Origin of the sequence: Thermoactinospora rubra (genome assembly GCF_002093975.1) — a bacterium.
Taxonomy (GTDB): domain Bacteria; phylum Actinomycetota; class Actinomycetes; order Streptosporangiales; family Streptosporangiaceae; genus Nonomuraea; species Nonomuraea rubra_A.
Genome location: NZ_MSZZ01000010.1, coordinates 32,715 through 49,328, shown reverse-complemented (window position 1 = coordinate 49,328; position 16,614 = coordinate 32,715). Strand labels below are relative to the sequence as shown.

Annotated in this window: 16 protein-coding genes; 12 read left to right on the top strand and 4 right to left on the bottom strand. The window is 72.3% G+C overall.

The window, feature by feature from the left end; all coding sequences use genetic code 11:
- Positions 1–7: 7 nt before the first annotated feature.
- From BSB02_RS18895 to BSB02_RS18885, 3 genes are all read left to right on the top strand, one after another.
- On the top strand, positions 8–715 hold the full coding sequence (locus tag BSB02_RS18895; RefSeq protein WP_084960328.1) for an SDR family oxidoreductase: 708 nt from the start codon (positions 8–10) through the stop codon (positions 713–715).
- A 34-nt stretch (positions 716–749) separates the two neighbouring features.
- Positions 750–2,180, top strand: a complete 1,431-nt coding sequence (locus BSB02_RS18890; RefSeq protein WP_084960327.1) for a glutamate-cysteine ligase family protein — start codon at positions 750–752, stop codon at positions 2,178–2,180.
- Between the two features lie 61 nt (positions 2,181–2,241).
- The gene (locus BSB02_RS18885; protein ID WP_084960326.1) at positions 2,242–3,270 is read left to right on the top strand and encodes a hypothetical protein; all 1,029 of its coding nucleotides are present in this window, start codon (positions 2,242–2,244) and stop codon (positions 3,268–3,270) included.
- A 33-nt stretch (positions 3,271–3,303) separates the two neighbouring features.
- Here the strand turns inward: BSB02_RS18885 and BSB02_RS18880 are convergent, their stop codons facing one another.
- Entirely contained in the window at positions 3,304–4,026 is a 723-nt protein-coding gene (locus BSB02_RS18880; RefSeq protein ID WP_084960325.1) for a PaaX family transcriptional regulator C-terminal domain-containing protein, read from the bottom strand.
- A 30-nt stretch (positions 4,027–4,056) separates the two neighbouring features.
- On the opposite strand from BSB02_RS18880, the gene BSB02_RS18875 reads away from it, so the two are divergent.
- Positions 4,057–5,754, top strand: a complete 1,698-nt coding sequence (locus tag BSB02_RS18875) for an acyl-CoA dehydrogenase family protein (RefSeq protein ID WP_084960324.1) — start codon at positions 4,057–4,059, stop codon at positions 5,752–5,754.
- A 48-nt stretch (positions 5,755–5,802) separates the two neighbouring features.
- Here the strand turns inward: BSB02_RS18875 and BSB02_RS18870 are convergent, their stop codons facing one another.
- Together BSB02_RS18870 and BSB02_RS18865 are read right to left on the bottom strand one after the other, a co-directional pair.
- Positions 5,803–6,564, bottom strand: coding sequence for an ABC transporter permease (locus BSB02_RS18870; RefSeq protein WP_084960323.1), 762 nt, complete (start codon positions 6,562–6,564; stop codon positions 5,803–5,805).
- The gene (locus tag BSB02_RS18865; RefSeq protein WP_084960322.1) at positions 6,561–7,505 is read right to left on the bottom strand and encodes an ABC transporter ATP-binding protein; all 945 of its coding nucleotides are present in this window, start codon (positions 7,503–7,505) and stop codon (positions 6,561–6,563) included. Before BSB02_RS18865 ends, BSB02_RS18870 begins: the two co-directional genes overlap by 4 nt.
- Before the next feature lie 112 nt (positions 7,506–7,617).
- Here BSB02_RS18865 and BSB02_RS18860 point away from each other — a divergent pair, with 112 nt between their 5' ends.
- The 4 genes from BSB02_RS18860 to BSB02_RS18845 all read left to right on the top strand — a co-directional run bounded on the left by BSB02_RS18860 (position 7,618) and on the right by BSB02_RS18845 (position 11,087).
- A complete protein-coding gene (locus tag BSB02_RS18860) occupies positions 7,618–8,727 on the top strand; it encodes a sensor histidine kinase (RefSeq protein ID WP_084960321.1) in 1,110 nt (369 codons plus the stop codon).
- Positions 8,724–9,374 carry a response regulator gene (locus tag BSB02_RS18855; protein ID WP_084960320.1) on the top strand — a complete coding sequence of 217 codons (651 nt, stop codon included), beginning with the start codon at positions 8,724–8,726 and terminating at the stop codon, positions 9,372–9,374. The genes BSB02_RS18860 and BSB02_RS18855 overlap by 4 nt, the downstream gene beginning before the upstream one ends.
- A 201-nt stretch (positions 9,375–9,575) precedes the next feature.
- Positions 9,576–10,139: a TetR/AcrR family transcriptional regulator gene (locus BSB02_RS18850; RefSeq protein ID WP_084960319.1), complete on the top strand. Its 564-nt coding sequence runs from the start codon at positions 9,576–9,578 to the stop codon at positions 10,137–10,139.
- Between the two features lie 144 nt (positions 10,140–10,283).
- Positions 10,284–11,087, top strand: a complete 804-nt coding sequence (locus BSB02_RS18845) for a hypothetical protein (protein WP_084960318.1) — start codon at positions 10,284–10,286, stop codon at positions 11,085–11,087.
- Here BSB02_RS18845 and BSB02_RS39740 read toward each other — a convergent pair.
- Positions 11,008–12,447, bottom strand: a complete 1,440-nt coding sequence (locus BSB02_RS39740) for a hypothetical protein (RefSeq protein ID WP_206184777.1) — start codon at positions 12,445–12,447, stop codon at positions 11,008–11,010. The two genes, BSB02_RS18845 and BSB02_RS39740, sit on opposite strands and share 80 nt — an antisense overlap.
- A gap of 200 nt (positions 12,448–12,647) precedes the next feature.
- Between BSB02_RS39740 and BSB02_RS39735 the strand changes: the two genes are divergently transcribed.
- The 4 genes from BSB02_RS39735 to BSB02_RS18825 all read left to right on the top strand — a co-directional run bounded on the left by BSB02_RS39735 (position 12,648) and on the right by BSB02_RS18825 (position 16,596).
- On the top strand, positions 12,648–13,199 hold the full coding sequence (locus BSB02_RS39735) for a hypothetical protein (protein ID WP_143590867.1): 552 nt from the start codon (positions 12,648–12,650) through the stop codon (positions 13,197–13,199).
- A complete protein-coding gene (locus BSB02_RS18835) occupies positions 13,196–13,777 on the top strand; it encodes an O-methyltransferase (protein ID WP_084960316.1) in 582 nt (193 codons plus the stop codon). Before BSB02_RS39735 ends, BSB02_RS18835 begins: the two co-directional genes overlap by 4 nt.
- A gap of 96 nt (positions 13,778–13,873) precedes the next feature.
- The gene (locus tag BSB02_RS18830; protein ID WP_084960315.1) at positions 13,874–15,679 is read left to right on the top strand and encodes a cobalamin-dependent protein; all 1,806 of its coding nucleotides are present in this window, start codon (positions 13,874–13,876) and stop codon (positions 15,677–15,679) included.
- Entirely contained in the window at positions 15,676–16,596 is a 921-nt protein-coding gene (locus BSB02_RS18825) for a transporter substrate-binding domain-containing protein (RefSeq protein ID WP_084960314.1), read from the top strand. Before BSB02_RS18830 ends, BSB02_RS18825 begins: the two co-directional genes overlap by 4 nt.
- Positions 16,597–16,614 lie beyond the last annotated feature (18 nt).

Genomic DNA, 16,614 nt, shown 5'->3' with positions numbered 1-16,614 from the left:
CGAAGGCATGAAGACAGCTCTCATCACAGGCGCCAACAAGGGCATCGGCTTCGAGATCGCGCGGCAGCTCGGCGAGCTCGGCATCACCGCCGTCATCGGAGCGCGCGACGAGGAGCGGGGCCGGGACGCCGCGCGACGGCTCGGCCAGCCGTACGTCCGGCTCGACGTCACCGACCCCGCCACCGTCGAGGCCGCCGCCAAGTGGCTGGAGGCCGAGTACGGCAAGCTCGACATCCTCGTGAACAACGCCGGGATCGTCGTCTGGCAGGACGATCCCCGGCCCAGCGCCACGCCGGTCGACGTCCTGCGGCAGATCTACGACGTCAACGTCTTCGGCGTGGTCGCCGTCACCAACGCCACGCTGCCGCTGCTGCGCCGGGCCCCGGCGGCGCGGATCGTCAACATGTCCAGCGAGCTCGGGTCGCTGACGCTGGCGCGCGACCCCGAATCCCCCTGGTGGCCGCACAACTACATGGCCTACAACTCCTCCAAGTCGGCGCTCAACATGATCACCGTCGCCTACGCCAAGGAGCTGTGGGACACCTCGATCAAGGTCAACGCCGCCAACCCCGGCTACTGCGCCACCGACCTCAACGGCCACAGCGGCCACCGGACCGCCGCCCAGGGGGCCGCGATAGCCGTACGGCTGGCCACCCTGGACGAGGACGGCCCGACCGGTGCCTACCTGCAGGACGACGGTTCTTTGCCCTGGTAGGTGTCGACGCCCTCCGTGGGGACAGAGGGGAGGCATGGGACAGGAGCTGGACAGAGAACGCTTCTCCGAGGCGGAGTTCGCCCGCTTCGGCGAACGGCTGGAGGAGCAGCTCGAAGCGCTGCGTGAGCTGCTCGACCGGCCGGGCTTCGGCCAGGGGCCGCCGACGGTCGGGGCCGAGCTGGAGCTGTTCCTCGTCGACGCGGCGGGCCAGCCGCTGCCGCGCAACCGCGAGCTGCTGGAGGCGGCCGGCGACCCCCGGCTGACCGTGGAGCTCGGCCGGTTCAACGTCGAGGCCAACCTCACGCCCGTCCCGCTCGCGGGCGCCCCCTTCGAGCGGCTGGGCGCGGAGAGCCAGGAGATCGTCCGGCTGGTGGACCGGGTGGCGGGCGGGCTGGGCGGGGGCGCGCTGCCGATCGGCATCCTGCCCACGCTGGGCACCGGCGACTTCACCCAGCAGACCATGACCGACGAGGCCCGCTACCGGGCGCTCAGCCGCGGCATCCGCCGGGTGCGGCTGGAGCCGTTCGTGGTCAGGATCGACGATCTGGAGCTGGTCGTCGAAGACGTGATCCTCGAGGCCGCCAACACCTCCTGGCAGGTGCACCTGCGCACCCCGCCCGAGCGCTTCGCGCGCCTGTACAACGCCGCCCAGCTGGCCATCGGCCCGGTGCTGGCGGCCTCGGGCAACTCGCCGCTGTTCCTGGGCCGGCAGCTGTGGGAGGAGACCAGGATCGCCCTGATGGAGGAGGCGGCCGACGACCGCGACGTGGGCCGCCTGTATCGCAAGGACGGCCGCGTCACCTTCGGCTCCGACTGGGTGCGCGAGGGGGCGCACGAGGTCTTCGAACGCTGCGTGCGCGACTACGAGCCCGTGCTGCCCGCCCTGTCCGAAGCGCCCGACCAGCGGGAGCGGGTACGGCGGGGCGGCATCCCGCGGCTGGAGGAGCTGCGGCTGCACATGGGCACGGTCTGGATGTGGAACAGGCCGGTCTACGACCCGGCGGACGGCGGGCACCTCAGGATCGAGATGCGCGCCCTGCCCGCCGGCCCCACCTGCGCGGACATGACCGCGAACACGGCCTTCCTGCTCGGGCTCACGCTGGCGGAGGCCGAGCGCGATTTGACCGTCTACCGGTTCGGCGAGGCCTACCAGAACTTCTACCGCGCCGCGATGCACGGCCTGGAGGCCAAGCTCTCCTGGCCCGGCCGGACGGGCGAGACGCTGGCCCCCGACCTGATCCTCACCCTGCTGCCGCAGGCCAGGGCCGCCCTGCTGGAGGCCGGGGTGGTGCCCTCGGACGTCGACCGCGCGCTGGACACCGTCCGGCAGCGGGTCCTCACCGGGCAGACCGGGGCGGCCTGGCAGCGCAGGTTCGAGGGCAGGTTCGAGGGCGACGCCGGCCGGCTGGTGCGGGCCTACCGCGAGAACGCGCTGTCGGGGGTGCCGGTGCACCTGTGGCGGTAGGGGAAGGGGAGGAAACTTCGCCGCCGCCTGGCCCGTCCAAGCGGTTATGACGACAACGGGGATGACCGCGGCCGACAGGACGCCCTTCGTCCTGCGGCGCGCGACGGGCGGCTTCGCCGAAGGGGCGGCCAAGCTCGCCGGCGAGATCGGCGCCACGGCGGTGGAGGCGGTGGTGGCCCAGGCCAACCGGACCGCCGTGCGGCGGGGCGCGGCCGGCTTCATCGGGACCATGAAGCCCGGGCCGGTGGACTGGTACGCCTTCGACGCCGAGGACCAGGACACCGCCGACTGGTACCCGCAAGGGCTGACCGGCTCGGCCGACTCCGGCGAGGCGGGGGTGCCGGTGTTCGCGGTGACCTGGTACTTCAAGCCCCAGCCGCCGGTGCCCGAGCGGGGGATCCGCCTCACCTTCCTCCAGCCGCGGACGCTGAGGTACCGGCACTGCCTGCTGGTGGACGCCAAGCCGGACGGCTCCTACGGGCCCATCGACATCCACGCCGGCGGCTGCGGGTGGGTCGGCGACCTGCTCTACGTCGCGGACACCGGCCGGGGGCTGCGGGTGTTCGACCTGAACAACATCCTCGACCTGCGGACGGCCCAGCCCGACCTGGGCGACCCGGCCCGCGTCGGCCGCCACGGCGGGCGCTTCCACGCCTTCGGGTACCGGTACGTGATCCCGCAGACCGACTTCTGGCTGGCCGGGGGCAAGGACGCCGTCTTCTCCTTCGTGGGGGTGGACCGCGACAGCGGCACGCTGGCGTCGGGGGAGTACCGCGAGGGCCACGGAAACGGGCGGGTGGCGCGGTGGGACCTGGGCGGCGACGGGACGCTCGCCTCCGGCGAGCCCCGGGACGCCTTCCACCTGGGCGTGGAGATGGTGCAGGGGGCGGTGTCGGTCGGGGAGAGGTGGTACCTGAGCCAGGGCGCGCGCAACCAGAGGAACGGGCGGCTGGTCGTCGGGCGGCCGGGGGAGCCGCCTGCCGTGCGGCCGTGGGTGATCGGGCCGGAGGACCTCACGGTCCAGGACGGGCGGCTGTGGAGCGTGACCGAGTTCAGGAACCGGCGGGCGATCTTCGGCGTCCCCCTGTGAGGGGTCCTCTTGTGAGGCGTCCCCCTGTGAGGGTCAGTCCGTGAGGTGCCGGGCCAGGACTTCGCGGTAGGCGCGGTCGAAGGCGTCGTAGGTCCTGCGCAGCTCGGCCCCCGGCCAGCCGGGCGGCAGCAGCTCGGCCGGCAGCAGGGGGTCCTTCAGCAGGTGGCGCAGGACCTTGGCGGACAGCAGGAAGCCCTCGGCCAGCGAGCTCTCGCCGGCCGAGGCCAGGGCGCGCTCCAGACGGCGTGCCTCGGCGGCCCAGCCCTCCAGGTCCCACAGCAGTGGCGTGGGGTCCCGCCGCGGCCGCCCCTCGATCAGCGTGCACTGGGCCGGCACGATCTCCGGCCACGACCTGACCAGGTTGGCCGGCCGCATCCACGCCCCCTCCCGCAGCTCGGCCAGGCGCAGCCGCGTCATCGTGTCCCGCAGCGCCGCCCGGTCCGCGGGGGCCCGGCGCTCGGCGGTGACGATGGCGATCTCCCACGTGCCGTCCCACGGCCGAGTGTGCGGGTCGCGGCTCTCGTCCTGGCGGGCCTGCCGTTCCTTGAGCCGCTCCGACAGCGTGTAGCGGCCGTCGTCCTGGACGAGGTCGCCCGCGGCGACCATGCGCGACAGCGCCACCCGCACGGTGCCCTCGGCGATGCCGAACAGCTCGCCGATGCGCACCAGGTGGCGCGCGCTCAGCCGGGGCGGGTGGGAGCCGAGCAGCGCGCTGAGCACGGCCGAGCGGGCACTGAGGGTATTACGCTCTTCCATCGCGTGTCGAGTATATGTAACACTCGCGCCATGGGCCGCTATCTCATCGAACCGTTCGACGGCAGCGATCGCTACGCGACTGAGCGCTACCAGGGCGCGGCCGGGCGCAACTGGTGGACCGCCGACCCCGCCCTCCAGCTGCTCATGCGCCGCCACCTGGGCGAGGGCTACGCCTGGGCCGAGCCGTACCTGGAGAAGCTGGGCGGGCTCATGGGCGGCCTGGTGGCCCGCTGCGCGGAGGAGACCGACCGCAACCCGCCCCGGCTGGAGCGTTACGACCGGTGGGGGCGCGACGTCAGCGAGGTCGTCATGCCGCCCTCCTTCGAGCGGGCCAGGGACGCGCTCATGGCGAACAACTTCACCTCGCCCGGCTTCGCCGACCAGGCCCGGGCCAACGGCGCGGACCCGGTCGCGCTGGGAGCCGCCTGGACGTACCTGCTCGACCAGGCCGACATCGGGATGGGCTGCGCGCTCGGCACGGGCGGGGACATGGTGGTCGGCCTGGCCGAGAAGTACGCGCCCGAGGACGTCCGCGCCCGGGTCCGCGCGATCTTCGCCAACGGGTTCTACTCCGGCGAGGCCGCTCAGATGTTCACCGAGCGCACCGGCGGCTCGGACCTGGCCGCGCTGGAGACCACCGCGGTCCCGGACGGCGACGCCTGGAGCCTGACCGGGCTGAAGTGGTTCGCCTCCAACGCGGGCGGCTCGGCCTTCGTCGTGCTGGCCCGGCTGCCCGAGGGCGACATCAAGCCGTTCCTGGTGCTGCGCGAGCGGCGCGACGGGTCGCGCAACGCCGTGAAGATCCGCCGCCTGAAGGACAAGCTCGGCACCCGCTCGGTGGCCTCCGCCGAGGTCGAGCTGGCCGGTGCGGAGGGCTTCCTGCTGGCCGGCGAGGGGTCCGGCTCGGGCCTGGGCACGATGATGAAGCTCACCAACGCCTCCCGGCTGGGCGTGGCCATGATGGGCGTGGGCGTGGCCCGCCGGGCGCTGGTGGAGTCGATCTGCTACGCGAGCGCGCGCGAGGCCTTCGGCAGGCGCCTCATCGACCAGCCGCTCATGCGCCGCAAGCTCGCCGAGCTCATCGTCGAGGTCGAGGCGGCCCAGGCGCTGGTCTTCGACGGCCACTGCGGGCCCCGGCTCAGGCTCGCGCCCCCGATCATCAAGCTGCGCGCGGCCCGGCTCGGCGTCACCGCGGCGAGCGACGCCGTCGAGATCCACGGCGGCAACGGCTACATCGAGCAGTGGCCCGTCGCCAGGCTCCTGCGCGACGCGCAGGTCAACCCCATCTGGGAGGGCGGGGACAACATCCTGTGCCTGGACGTACGGCGGGCGATGCTGCGCGAGAGCGCCCACGAGCCGTTCCTGGAGCGGCTGGAGGCCGCCGTCGGCCAGGCGCCGCCGGGCGATCCCGCGACCGCGGATCTGGTCCGCGGCAGGATCGACGACCTCCGCAAGGCGATCACCGCCTGGTCCTCCCTGGACGCCCCGGTGGCGGAGGCCCGGCTGTTCCCGCTGGCCCAGTTCATGGCGGACGTCTACGCGGCGGCTGTGTTGCTGGAGCAGGCGGGCTGGGAGGAGCGGTCCGGGTACGGCTCCCGCAAGGCTCTGGTGGCCCGCCTCTACGCCGACAGGCACCTGGTGGATCACGGTCCGCTGCGTGGCATCGACCGCCCGGCGGAGGAGCTGGAGCGCTTCGACGATCTCGTCTCGGGGGCGTTCGCGGGCTGAGATCGGCGAATCCGGTCCCGCGGAGGAGCACGAGGGGAGTCCCGGGCCCTACTCCCAGCGGAAGAAGGCCGCCGAGACGACGCTCCCCACCACGACGGTGACGGACAGCCCGATCAGGGACCCGGCCTCGATCGGCGCGCCGGCCCAGGCGGCCGACAGGGCTTGCGAGCCCGCGCCGAACGGCAGCCGGTCGCCGATCGCCGCCAGCGGCTCCGGGAGGCTGTCGCGCCCGCCGAACATCCCCCCGGTGGCGCCCAGGGCGAAGAAGGCGCACAGGCCGATCGCGATCGCGGAGTTCGGGGTCGGCGCGAGCGCGGCCACGACCATGCCGACGGCGTACATGGCGGTCACCGTGAGCGCCAGCACGCCGAGCGCCGGCCCGACGCGCGCCGGCGCGTTGGCGTCGAACGCCAGCAGGGCCACGAGCCAGGCGGCCCCCACGCCGGCGGCCATCTGCAGCGCACCGGCGACCACCTGGGCGACCAGGACCAGCGCGGGCGAGGCGGGCGTCACCCCGAGCCGCCGCAGGATGCCGGTGCGGCGGTAGTAGGCCAGGAAGCTCGGCATGTTCACGACCGCCGTCATGGCCACGACCATGGTGAACACCAGCGGCAGCACGTACACGTCGAGCACCGTGCGGCCGTTCCCGACCACCCGTCCGCCCTGCGAGGCGCTCATCAGCAGGATGATCATCGGCAGGCCGAGCGGGACGATCAGCCCGGCGGTGTCGCGGGAGACCATCTTCAGCTCGCAGACCAGCAGGGCGGTCCAGGCCCGCGGGCCGGGGCGGTGCAGGGGTACCTCGGTCATCGGACCCTCTCCTCCTCGGGGTCGAGCCGGTGACCGGTCAGGGCGACGAAGGCGTCGTCGAGGGTGGCCTGCTCGCTGCGGGTCTCGGTCACCGTGACGCCCGCGCGCACCAGCGCGACGCTGACGGCCTGGAGCAGGTCGCCGTGGCCTTCGACGGTGACCCGGTCGCCGTCGGCGCGGATCCGCTCGACCTCGCCGAGCCCTTCCAGCAGGCCGCACGGCACGGGCGTGGCCGTGCGGAAGGTGACCCGCTGGGCGAAGCCGGCCCGGCGCACGAGGCCCGAGGGCGAGTCGAGGGCGACGACCCGTCCGGCGTCGAGCAGCGCGACCCGGTCGCACAGCCGCTCGACCTCCTCCATGGCGTGGCTGACGAGCAGGACGGTCACGCCGGACTCGCGCAGCCGCTCCACGGTCGCCCACATCTGGCGGCGCGCCTCCGGGTCGAGACCGGTGGTGAGCTCGTCCAGGATCACCACCCGAGGCCGTCCGACCAGGGCGAGCGCGATCGACAGCCGCTGCTGCTGGCCGCCGGAGAGCTTCTCGAAACGGGTGCGGCCGGAGGCCGTCAGGCCCACCGACTCGATCAGCTCGCCGGGCGGCAGCGGATCGGGGTAGAAGGAGCCGAACAGGCGGACCAGCTCGGTCACCGTGAGCGCGGACGGCAGGGTGGCGTTCTGGAGCTGCACGCCGAGAACCTGGCGCAGCCGGGCCCGGTCGCGCCGGACGTCCAGGCCGAGCACGCGGACGGCGCCGCGGTCGGGCTTCCTGAGCCCGGCGATCAGCTCGACGGTGGTCGTCTTGCCGGCCCCGTTGCGCCCCAGGATGCCGAAGATCTCACCGGTCGCGACCGACAGGCTGACCTCCTCGACGGCCACCTTGGGGCCGTACCGCTTGTGCAGGCGGTCCACCTCGACGGCGAACGACGACGTTGTCGGGGTCATGCGCCGACCCTAGGAAGCGGCGGGCTCCGGACGCCTGTGCCGAAGGTCAGGGCCCGGCGCCCATGACTTTCGGCACCCCCACGGCGATCCATCGCGCCAGTACTGTGAGGACATGCGGCGAATCCGGCCGGATGCGTGGGCTGGGCTGACTGTCCTTCTGGCGTGCTTCGCGGTGGGCGCCCCGGCACTGCTCGGCGCGGCCGAGACACGGGTGCCGCAGCCGGTCTGGAGCGGGCTGTTCGCGATGCTGATGGCCGCGCTGGTGGGCGCCGCCCTCTGGGAGGAGCGCCGGCCTGGCCGGGCGCGGGCCTGCTACGGCGCGGCCGTGGTGCTGGGGTGGCTCTCGGTCCTGACGGCGCCCGACGCCGGGTGGATGGCGATCCTGCTGGTCTTCACCTCGACCATGTCCGCCTACGTCGCCCCCCGGTGGACGGGCCCGGTCGTGATCGCGCTCAACTCCGTCGTCGTCGCGGCGTCCGTGAGCCTGGCCGGCGCCACCTTCAGGGAGATCGGCCTCGCCACACTGCTGTACGCGCTGATCCAGACGGCCGCGCTGCTGAGCTCGACGGCGATGCTCCGGGAGCAGCGACTGCGCGGCGAGCTCGCCCAGGCGCACCTCGAGCTACGGGCGGCCGGCGTCGCGCTGGCCGAGACCGCACGGGCGCACGAGCGCCTGCGCATCTCCCGCGAGCTGCACGACCTCATGGGGCACCAGCTCACGGCGCTGACCCTGGAGCTGGAGGTGGCACGCCACCACGACGGGCCCCAGGCGCGCGAGCACCTCGAGCGCGCCGACAAGGTGGCGCGCGACCTGCTGCGCGATGTGCGCACCACCGTCGGGCAGCTCCGCACCGGCGCGCCCGACCTGCGCGAGTCGCTGGACGCCATGGTGCGCGACATCCCCGGCCTCGACGTCCGGCTGTGGATCGACGACGACGTGCGCCCCTCCGAGGAGGTCACGCTGACGCTCGTCCGCGTCGTCCAGGAGATCGTCACCAACACCATCCGGCACGCGCAGGCGTCCTCGCTGCGCATCCGCATCGAGAGCACGCCGGACGACGGCGTGCGGCTCACCTCCGCCGACGACGGACGCGGTAGCCCCGAGATACGGCCCGGCAACGGGCTGCGCGGGCTCAGCGAGCGGATCCTCGCCCTCGGCGGCGACGTGCGGCTCGACGGAAGCGACGGCTTCCGCGTCACGGCCAGGGTGCCCGCCGCATGATCCGGGTGATCGTGGTCGACGACCAGACGCTGGTACGGCACGGCATCCGCAGCCTGCTCGACCTGGCCGGCGACATCGAGGTGGTCGGGGAGGCCGACGACGGCATGGCCGCGCTGGCGGCGATCGAGGAGCACGCCCCCGACGTCGTCCTGCTCGATCTGCGCATGCCGCGCCACGACGGCATCTGGGTGCTGAACGCGCTGCGGGAACGCGCCGGCGACCCGCCGCCGGTGCTCGTGCTGACCACGTTCGACAACGACACCCTCGTGCTGGACGCGATGCGCGCGGGGGCGTGCGGCTACCTGCTGAAGGACGTGACGCTGGAACGGCTGACGCGGGCCATCCGCGTCCTCGCCGGCGGCGGCACGCTCGTCTCGCCGTCGATCACCGCCCGGCTGATGCGTGCGATGCGCCGCCGCAGGCCGCCGGACGAGGCCGACCTGCCCCCGATCCAGCAGCTCACCGAGCGGGAGCTGGAGGTGCTGCGGCTCGTCGCCGAGGGCTACAGCAACCGCGAGATCGCCCGGGCGCTGTTCCTGGCCGAGGGAACGGTCAAGAACCACGTCTCGACGCTGCTGCTCAAGCTGGGGGCGCGAGACCGGACGAACGCGGTGCTGCGCGCCCTGCACGCCAACGTCCTGGACTGAACACCGGGTTGCGTCCCGACCGACCGGTAGGTAGCCTGCGATCGACAGCCTACCGACCGGTAGGTCGAGAGGAGACGACGATGGACATCCACGGAACTTCCGGGTCCGCGGCCTCATCGAGGCGCTGTACAAGGGAGCAACCGACCGATAGGTAGGCTGGTAGCCTGTCATGGCTCGTGCCACCGTACCGAAGGACCGTCGTTGCCTCCGATCGAGTCGGGCGACACCCGAACCCGCATCCTCGAGACCGCGCGGGAGCTGTTCACCACGCAGACGTACCGCGCGGCCTCCATGCGCGACATCGCCGAGCGGGTCGGCATCACCAAGCCCTCGCTCTATCACCATTTCCGCAGCAAGAGCGAGATCCTGGCCAGCCTGGTGACGCCGCCGATCGACCAGCTCGAGGCCGCGGTCGCCGACGCCGCCGCCCGCTCCACCCCGGCCGAGATCAGGCAGCACGTGCTCGCCGGCTGCCTCGACGTCATGCTCGCCCACCGCGAGACGATGGCCCTGCTGCTGCGCGACGCCTCGGTCTACAGCGACGAGACGACCGAGGTGATGTCGCGGGTGGTGGCCGTCGTCAACCGGGCCGTCGAGCTGCTCGCCGGCCCAGACCCCGACTGGCGCCGCCGGGTCCGCGCCGCCCAGGCGTTCGCCGCGGCCACCGACCCGATCTGCCAGCTCACCGACGTACCGGCCGACGACCTGCGCGCCGAGCTGCTCCGCGGCGCGAGCGTGATCCTCGACCAGCCCGCCGCGCCGTAACGATGGCCGGGCCTTTGGGGGCTCGGCGGGTTGCCGTGATTGCCGGACACGAGGTTGTGCGTAGCTTTGAATAGCGCCATGCAGGCAGGAGACATCTGGACCTACCGAAGCAAGGCGCGGGACCATGCATGCCCAGTCGAGCGGGTGGAGATCATCGAGAAGGTGGCCGGCGTCAACAAATACGTGGTCCGGTTTCTCGATGACGGGGACCGGCAGGAGACGGTTCCCGGCGGGCGGCTGATCGTGCCCTGGGCGGATCGCGAGCCGTGGCTGGCGGACGAGCGCAAGATGGCGGCGGTGGTCGAAGTCTCCTACCACGCCGAAGACACGCCGCAGTACGAGGCCGTCTATCGCCTGCTGGTGGAATGGGAGCTGATCGACGGCATTGAGCTGGGCTACAACTGGCGTGAATGCTGCTCGGTTCAGATCGAGAATCCAACCGTTGTCTGCCAGGCGCTCGGCTGGGATCGTGACACCCTGCTCGCCGAGCCGCTGACGTACGTGGACCGTCACGGTGTGGTGGTCGCGCCGTGGTCGCTGGCGGTCAAGATCGCCCGGCAGGTCGCGGAGCTCAACGGAGACGCGATCATGGAGAAGGTCGTCGACGAGGAGTACGCCCTCAAACTGGAGGCCGTCCACGGCCGCACCATTCGCGACCACAGGACCGGTGAGCTGACGACGCTTCCCCCCGAGTACACCAAGGAGCGCCGTGCCAGGTCGGAGCTGGCCATGGTGCAGATCCGGAAATGGTGTGGCGTGAAGGCGATCCGGCGTCACGACGAGCTCGAGGCGCTGAGGAAGGAAGTGTTCCGCCTCGGGAACCTTGTGGAAAGGGCGATTCGCGAGCTTCGGCGCTGTGGCCAGGATGCTATCGCCGCCACCATGGAAAAGGACCTTGGCGTCCCCATCTCCAGCCTGAAGTCCTCGCCTCTGAAGCGACGTTCCTAGCGCTCGGAGCGGGAGGCGGTGTGGAGCGACACTCCCGTTCCGGTCGGTAGGGGCTCCACTCGCCCAAGTGTGGACGTAGATCGTCTGCTTGGGGTTCGGGAGAGAATCTCTCCAGGAAATCAGCTGGGTGCCGGAGGGGATCGAGGAGATCCGCCCAGGCTCTGCCCCAGGCGAGCCAGCCGTGGGCCGCTGTTCCATCCGTCGCCTCTTCTAGGGCTGAGCAGAACGCTCGGATCTCGGCGGCGGCGCGCCAGCCGGCGAGGGCCTCCTCGAACGCCTTCTTTCGAAGGTCCTCCACGGCGAGGACTCGCGCTTCGGCCATGGCGGCCTCCCACCGAGCTCTGACCTCAGCGTCACGGCGATCACGCTCAGCCTGCTCACGCTCGCACTTGATGCGCCACTCCCGGTGTTCGCGTTCGGCCTCTCGTCGGCGTTCGTCCGCGTGGTCGGCCAGCTGCTCCGCTGCGTCGACGATTTCCTTGATCCGGTTCTCCAGCTTGCTCCGCTCCTTGTCCCTCCAGCTGTGGTCGACGTTCGGTGGAGTGCCGAGCGTGAGGTGCAGCACGCCGTTGGGGACGGAGTCGTATTCTCGTGGCGTGATCCGCTGCCAGGAATAGGCTCCTTGCAATCGCCAGTCATCCGGCGCCAGAGGCCGCGGAACCTGATCCTCACCCTCGGAGATGCCGATCGTGTACAAGTGCTCCCGCACCCGGATGTACAGCCGCCCTGTCTTGCGGGACATGCCGAGCACATGGCCGCGGCGTTCTGCCGCCTGAGACAGGGTGTGAAGCAGTTGCCTGGCGCGGGGCAGGGTCGAGTCGCTGACCTCGATGCCTCCGCCGTCCCTGTCCAGCTTGGCGAAGAGATCGGCACCCGTGAGTTCGTTGCGGGCCGCCAGCCGGATCCGGTTCCATTCGGTCTCGACGTCGCGCCCGGCGGGAGCGAGCTTGATGATCAGAGGGCCTTTGTCGCGTCCTGTGTGCAGGAGCTGGAAACCCTCGGGGACGAGCCCCCGGCGTTTTGCCGCGCTGATGGCCCGGCGATAGGCGCCGCGGACGTCGTCGGTGGGGTTCTCCAACTGGATGGTGCCCTCTTGGAGCTGAAGTCTCCGGATGAGGTCGGCCGCGAGGTCCTTCGGCGCCGACTTGATGTCGGACTCCTCCGCGGTAGGACGGTCGGGATGGTGCCCATGCTCAAGATAAAACCGCCCTGCCTCGGTGATTCTTGCTCGCCAGACGCCGTTCTGCCGGGGCGTCACGACCAATCCGCGGTTCCGGAGCGCGTAGACGGTATTGGCCAGCTCGGACTGGCGTGCGGTTATGGGGTCGGTGTCATCGGCGATTCGCCGTAGCACGTTCAACTGCCGGTCATTCAGAGGGGACCATTTCCGCATGGGCTCAGCGCACTGTACGTTGCGCTGCCGCGCAACCGGAACGGCGAATCCGTCGTCAGCGTGATGCAGCGTGAACGGCTGACCTCGCCTGTTCCGTCAGGGCCTGAAAGGCTCCGACGGGGATCGATCGATAGCGACGATGAAGATCGCAGATCAGGCTGGGTTTGATGCCTCGACTGGTTGGCCGGCCCGGGGCGGCGATAGCTGGGCTCCCGAAACAACCCATCTGGGAGGCCGGCGACAACATCCTTTGCCTGGATGTACGGCGGGCGATGCTGCGGGAGCAGACGCGCGAGCCGTTCCCCGGCCGCCTGCAGGCCGCCCTCGGGCAGGCGCCGGACGGCGATCCGGCGACCGTGCCCCTGGTGGGGGAGCGCGTCGGTGACCCGCGCAAGGCGATCACCGCCTGGCCGGTGCTCGGCCAGGCGGTGGCCGAAGCCCGGCTGCTCCCGCTGGCCCGGTTGGTTCACGGCGGACGTCTACGCGGCGGCCCTGCCGCGGGAGCAGACCGGTGGGAGCGGTGCGAGCTCGGCGGCGACCGCAAGGCGCCGGTTGCCCGCCGCTACGCGAACCTCACCTCGCCGGCCACGGCCGCTGCGCGGCCTCGATCGCCCGGCCGAGGACCTCGACCGCTTCGGCGACCTGCCAGCCGGCGCCTTCATCCCCTGACCGGGTACGGCCCCGCCGAGCCTGCCGTGGCCGTTATGCTCGCGCCATGAGCGATCCGCTGCCCGGCCTGGTGCGCCACGCCGCGGACCGGGCCGCGGCGGCCGGGTTCCCGCACTCCTGCGACCCGGCGGTCGGGCGGCTGCTCGCCGTGCTGGCCGCCCGGGTGCCGCCGGGCGGCCGGATCCTGGAGATCGGCACCGGCGCGGGCGTCGGCACGGCCTGGCTGGCCTCCGGGCTGCTGCCCCGCCGGGACGCGACCGTGACGACGATCGAGGCCGACCCCGGGCTGGCCGCGCTCGCCGCGGGCGCCGGCTGGCCCGGCTTCGTCGGCCTGCGCGCCGGCGACGCCCTGGCGCTCCTGCCCACCCTCGGCGGCTTCGACCTGATCTTCGCCGACGCGCCGGCGGGCAAGCAGGAACGCCTCGACCTGACCCTCGCCGCGCTCAACCTGTGCGGGACGCTGGTCGTCGACGACATGGCCGAGTACCCCGGCTCCATCTGGCCGGCCGACTTCCGCGCCCGGCAGGACGCCGTCCGGCGGGCCCTGCTCACCCACCCCGGCCTCGTCGCGGCCGAGCTCGCCCACGGCTCGGGCGTCATCCTCGCCGCCCGCCGCACCCACGGCTGACAACCCCCTTGACCACGCCTTTCCCCGAAATATCGGCCCTTCCGATGGCATCCATCGGGAATTGCGTTGAAGTCCGGTTGAGACCGCCGGACGATCATGCCAATCTCTAAAAGGCCGCTATTGCGAGAAGAAAGAACGAGCCGACATCCTCACTTCCACGGGGGAGGGAAAGTGGCGGCAGGATCAGTCATGTCCTCTCGCGCCCGGGTGTTGTTGACGACCACGTCATCCGACGCGCACATGTGGAATTTGATTTTTTTGCAGTTGCTCATCGAAGAATGCGGGCACGAGGTTCGCAATCTCGGAATCTGCGTTCCCGACGATGTGATTATCGGGGAATGCCGGAGATGGCGCCCCGATTTGCTGGTCGTCAGCACGGTGAACGGCCACGGCCATCTGGACGGACGGCGGCTCATCCGCAAGATCCGCCAGGACCCGCTGCTGCGCGACCTGAGGGTGATCCTGGGCGGCAAGCTCGGCGTCCACGGCGCCGACAACGTCCGCCACTTGGAGGAGCTGGTCGCCGCCGGCTTCGACGCGGTCCTGGAGGCCGAGAGCGGAGTCGACCGGTTCCGGGCTCTGCTGGGCGACCTTCCCGGGCGCCCGCAGCTGGCGCCGGGCGGGCGGGGACGGCTGGGCGCCTTCGTGGAGCGCGCCCAGCGGCAGGGCCGGCTCGTGGTGCAGCCACGCATGGGGTTCGGCCGCCTGGACCAGATGCGCGCCGGGCTGCGGGCCGTACGGGACTGCCGGGCCCGCGCCGTCGGCACCATCACGCTCGACAGCTACACCCGGGTCAACGACCACGACTCGGCGCGGCGGGCGCTGGCCGGCGGGGCCGACCTCAACGGCTTCCCCCTGGTGGTGCACGGCACGCGGGCCACCCGGCGCATGCTGGAGGGGCTGCAGTCCGACGACTTCCCGATCCAGGTGCGGCACGGCTCGGCGCTGCCGTACGAGATCTTCCGGCACGTCGTCGAGGCCGGGGTCGACGCCACCGAGGGCGGGCCGGTCTCCTACTGCCTGCCCTACAGCAGGGTGCGGCTGAAGGAGGCGGTCGCCGAATGGGCGCGGTGCTGCACGCTGCTGGCCGAGGCGGCCGACGCCGGGCACGTCGTGCACCTGGAGACCTTCGGCGGCTGCATGCTGGGCCAGCTGTGCCCGCCCGGCCTGCTGGTCGCGCTGTCGGTGCTGGAGGGCATGTTCTTCCGCCAGTACGGCGTGCGCAGCATCTCGCTCAGCTACGCCCAGCAGACCAACACCGAACAGGACGTCTCGGCCATAGCGGCGCTGCGGCGGCTGGCCGACGAGTGGCTGCCGGACGTGGACCGGCACATCGTGGTCTACACCTACATGGGCGTCTACCCGCGCACGCCGGTGGGCGCGTTCCGGCTGCTGGAGCAGAGCGTCTACCTGGCCCAGGCGGGCGGGGCGCAGCGGCTCATCGTCAAGACGGCGGCCGAGGCGCACCGGATCCCGACGATCGGGGAGAACGTGGAGGCGCTGGAGTTCGCCGACGCGGTGGCCGCGTACGGCGACGCCGCCGACCACGGCCGCGTCGAGCAGGAGACCGAGCTGATCTACGCCGAGGCGCGCCGCCTGATCGAGGCCACCCTGGCACTGTCCGACGACGTCGGCTCGGCCCTGGTCCGGGCGTTCGAGCGGGGCCTGCTCGACGTGCCGTACTGCCTGCACGCCGACAACGCCAACCGGTCGCGCGCCGCCATCGACCACCTCGGGCGGCTGCGGTGGGCGGCGGCCGGGAGCATGCCGGTCGAGGTCAGCGCGCCGCGTGACGGGGCCGCGCCGGTCACGTCGGGCCGCCTGCTGGAGTGGCTGAGCTTCAACGAGCGGCGGTTCGACCGCGAGCTGCCCGGCGGCGTCCGGATGGAGGTGACGGCATGAGCGGCGCCACGCTCGCGGCCGTGCGGGCCCGCGGGGCCGTGCGGGCCGCGGTGAGCCGGGGCATCCTCGGCCTGTCCCACCAGGACGAGCACGGCCGCTGGCGGGGCCTCGACGTGGAGATCGCCCGGGCCGTGGCCGCCGCGGCGGTCGGCGACCCCGAGGCCGTGGACTTCCGCCCGACGGACCCGGCGCGCCGGCTGGCCGCGCTGGTGGAGGGCGAGGCCGACGTCGTCACCGCCAACCTCACGGCGTCGCTGGCGCGCGAGGCGGGCCACCCCGTCCTGTTCGCCGGCGTCACCTGCTACGACGGCGAGGGTTTCCTGGTCCGCGCCGACGACCCGGCGCGGGAGCCGGCCGACCTGGCCCACCGGCCGGTCGCCGTCCAGGAGGGCACCACCAGCGCCGCGAACCTCGCCCGATGCCTCGGCCGGGCCGCCCGCCCGGTCGCCTACCCCACTCCCGGGGACGCCCGCAGGGCGTATGAGGCGGGGGAGTGCGCGGCCTACCTGCTGGACCGCGTCGCCCTGGCCGGGGAGCGGGAGGCGCTGGCCGACCCGGCGGCGCACCGCCTGCTGGAGGAGACCATCTCGCGCGAGCCGATGGCCCTGACCGTGCGCGACGACGACCCCGCCTGGTTCCGCCTGTGCCGGTGGGTGCTGCAGCTGCTCATCGGGCTGGAGCACGCCCGTCGCGCCGAGGGCCTGGACGGCCGGCTCGCGCTGGCCGGCGCGGCCGGCCGCCACGGCCCCGCGCTGGGGCTCGACCCGGCCTGGGCCGGGCGCGTCCTGGCCGCCGTCGGCGACTACGGGGAGATCTACGACCGCAATCTCGGCGACGGGTCGCGGCTGAAGCTGCCCCGCGGTCTGAACGACCTGTGGACCGCCGGAGGGCTGCACTACCCGCTGCCGCTGACCTGATCGCAGCGTCGACAAGGG

Excerpts from the sequence above, each read along its gene's own strand:
- BSB02_RS18895 (WP_084960328.1), top strand. The coding sequence starts at position 8 with ATGAAGACAGCTCTCATCACAGGCGCCAACAAGGGCATCGGCTTCGAG.
- BSB02_RS18890 (WP_084960327.1), top strand. The coding sequence starts at position 750 with ATGGGACAGGAGCTGGACAGAGAACGCTTCTCCGAGGCGGAGTTCGCC.
- BSB02_RS18885 (WP_084960326.1), top strand. The coding sequence starts at position 2,242 with ATGACCGCGGCCGACAGGACGCCCTTCGTCCTGCGGCGCGCGACGGGC.
- BSB02_RS18880 (WP_084960325.1), bottom strand. The coding sequence starts at position 4,026 with ATGGAAGAGCGTAATACCCTCAGTGCCCGCTCGGCCGTGCTCAGCGCG.
- BSB02_RS18875 (WP_084960324.1), top strand. The coding sequence starts at position 4,057 with ATGGGCCGCTATCTCATCGAACCGTTCGACGGCAGCGATCGCTACGCG.
- BSB02_RS18870 (WP_084960323.1), bottom strand. The coding sequence starts at position 6,564 with ATGACCGAGGTACCCCTGCACCGCCCCGGCCCGCGGGCCTGGACCGCC.
- BSB02_RS18865 (WP_084960322.1), bottom strand. The coding sequence starts at position 7,505 with ATGACCCCGACAACGTCGTCGTTCGCCGTCGAGGTGGACCGCCTGCAC.
- BSB02_RS18860 (WP_084960321.1), top strand. The coding sequence starts at position 7,618 with ATGCGGCGAATCCGGCCGGATGCGTGGGCTGGGCTGACTGTCCTTCTG.
- BSB02_RS18855 (WP_084960320.1), top strand. The coding sequence starts at position 8,724 with ATGATCCGGGTGATCGTGGTCGACGACCAGACGCTGGTACGGCACGGC.
- BSB02_RS39735 (WP_143590867.1), top strand. The coding sequence starts at position 12,648 with ATGCCTCGACTGGTTGGCCGGCCCGGGGCGGCGATAGCTGGGCTCCCG.
- BSB02_RS18835 (WP_084960316.1), top strand. The coding sequence starts at position 13,196 with ATGAGCGATCCGCTGCCCGGCCTGGTGCGCCACGCCGCGGACCGGGCC.
- BSB02_RS18830 (WP_084960315.1), top strand. The coding sequence starts at position 13,874 with ATGCCAATCTCTAAAAGGCCGCTATTGCGAGAAGAAAGAACGAGCCGA.
- BSB02_RS18825 (WP_084960314.1), top strand. The coding sequence starts at position 15,676 with ATGAGCGGCGCCACGCTCGCGGCCGTGCGGGCCCGCGGGGCCGTGCGG.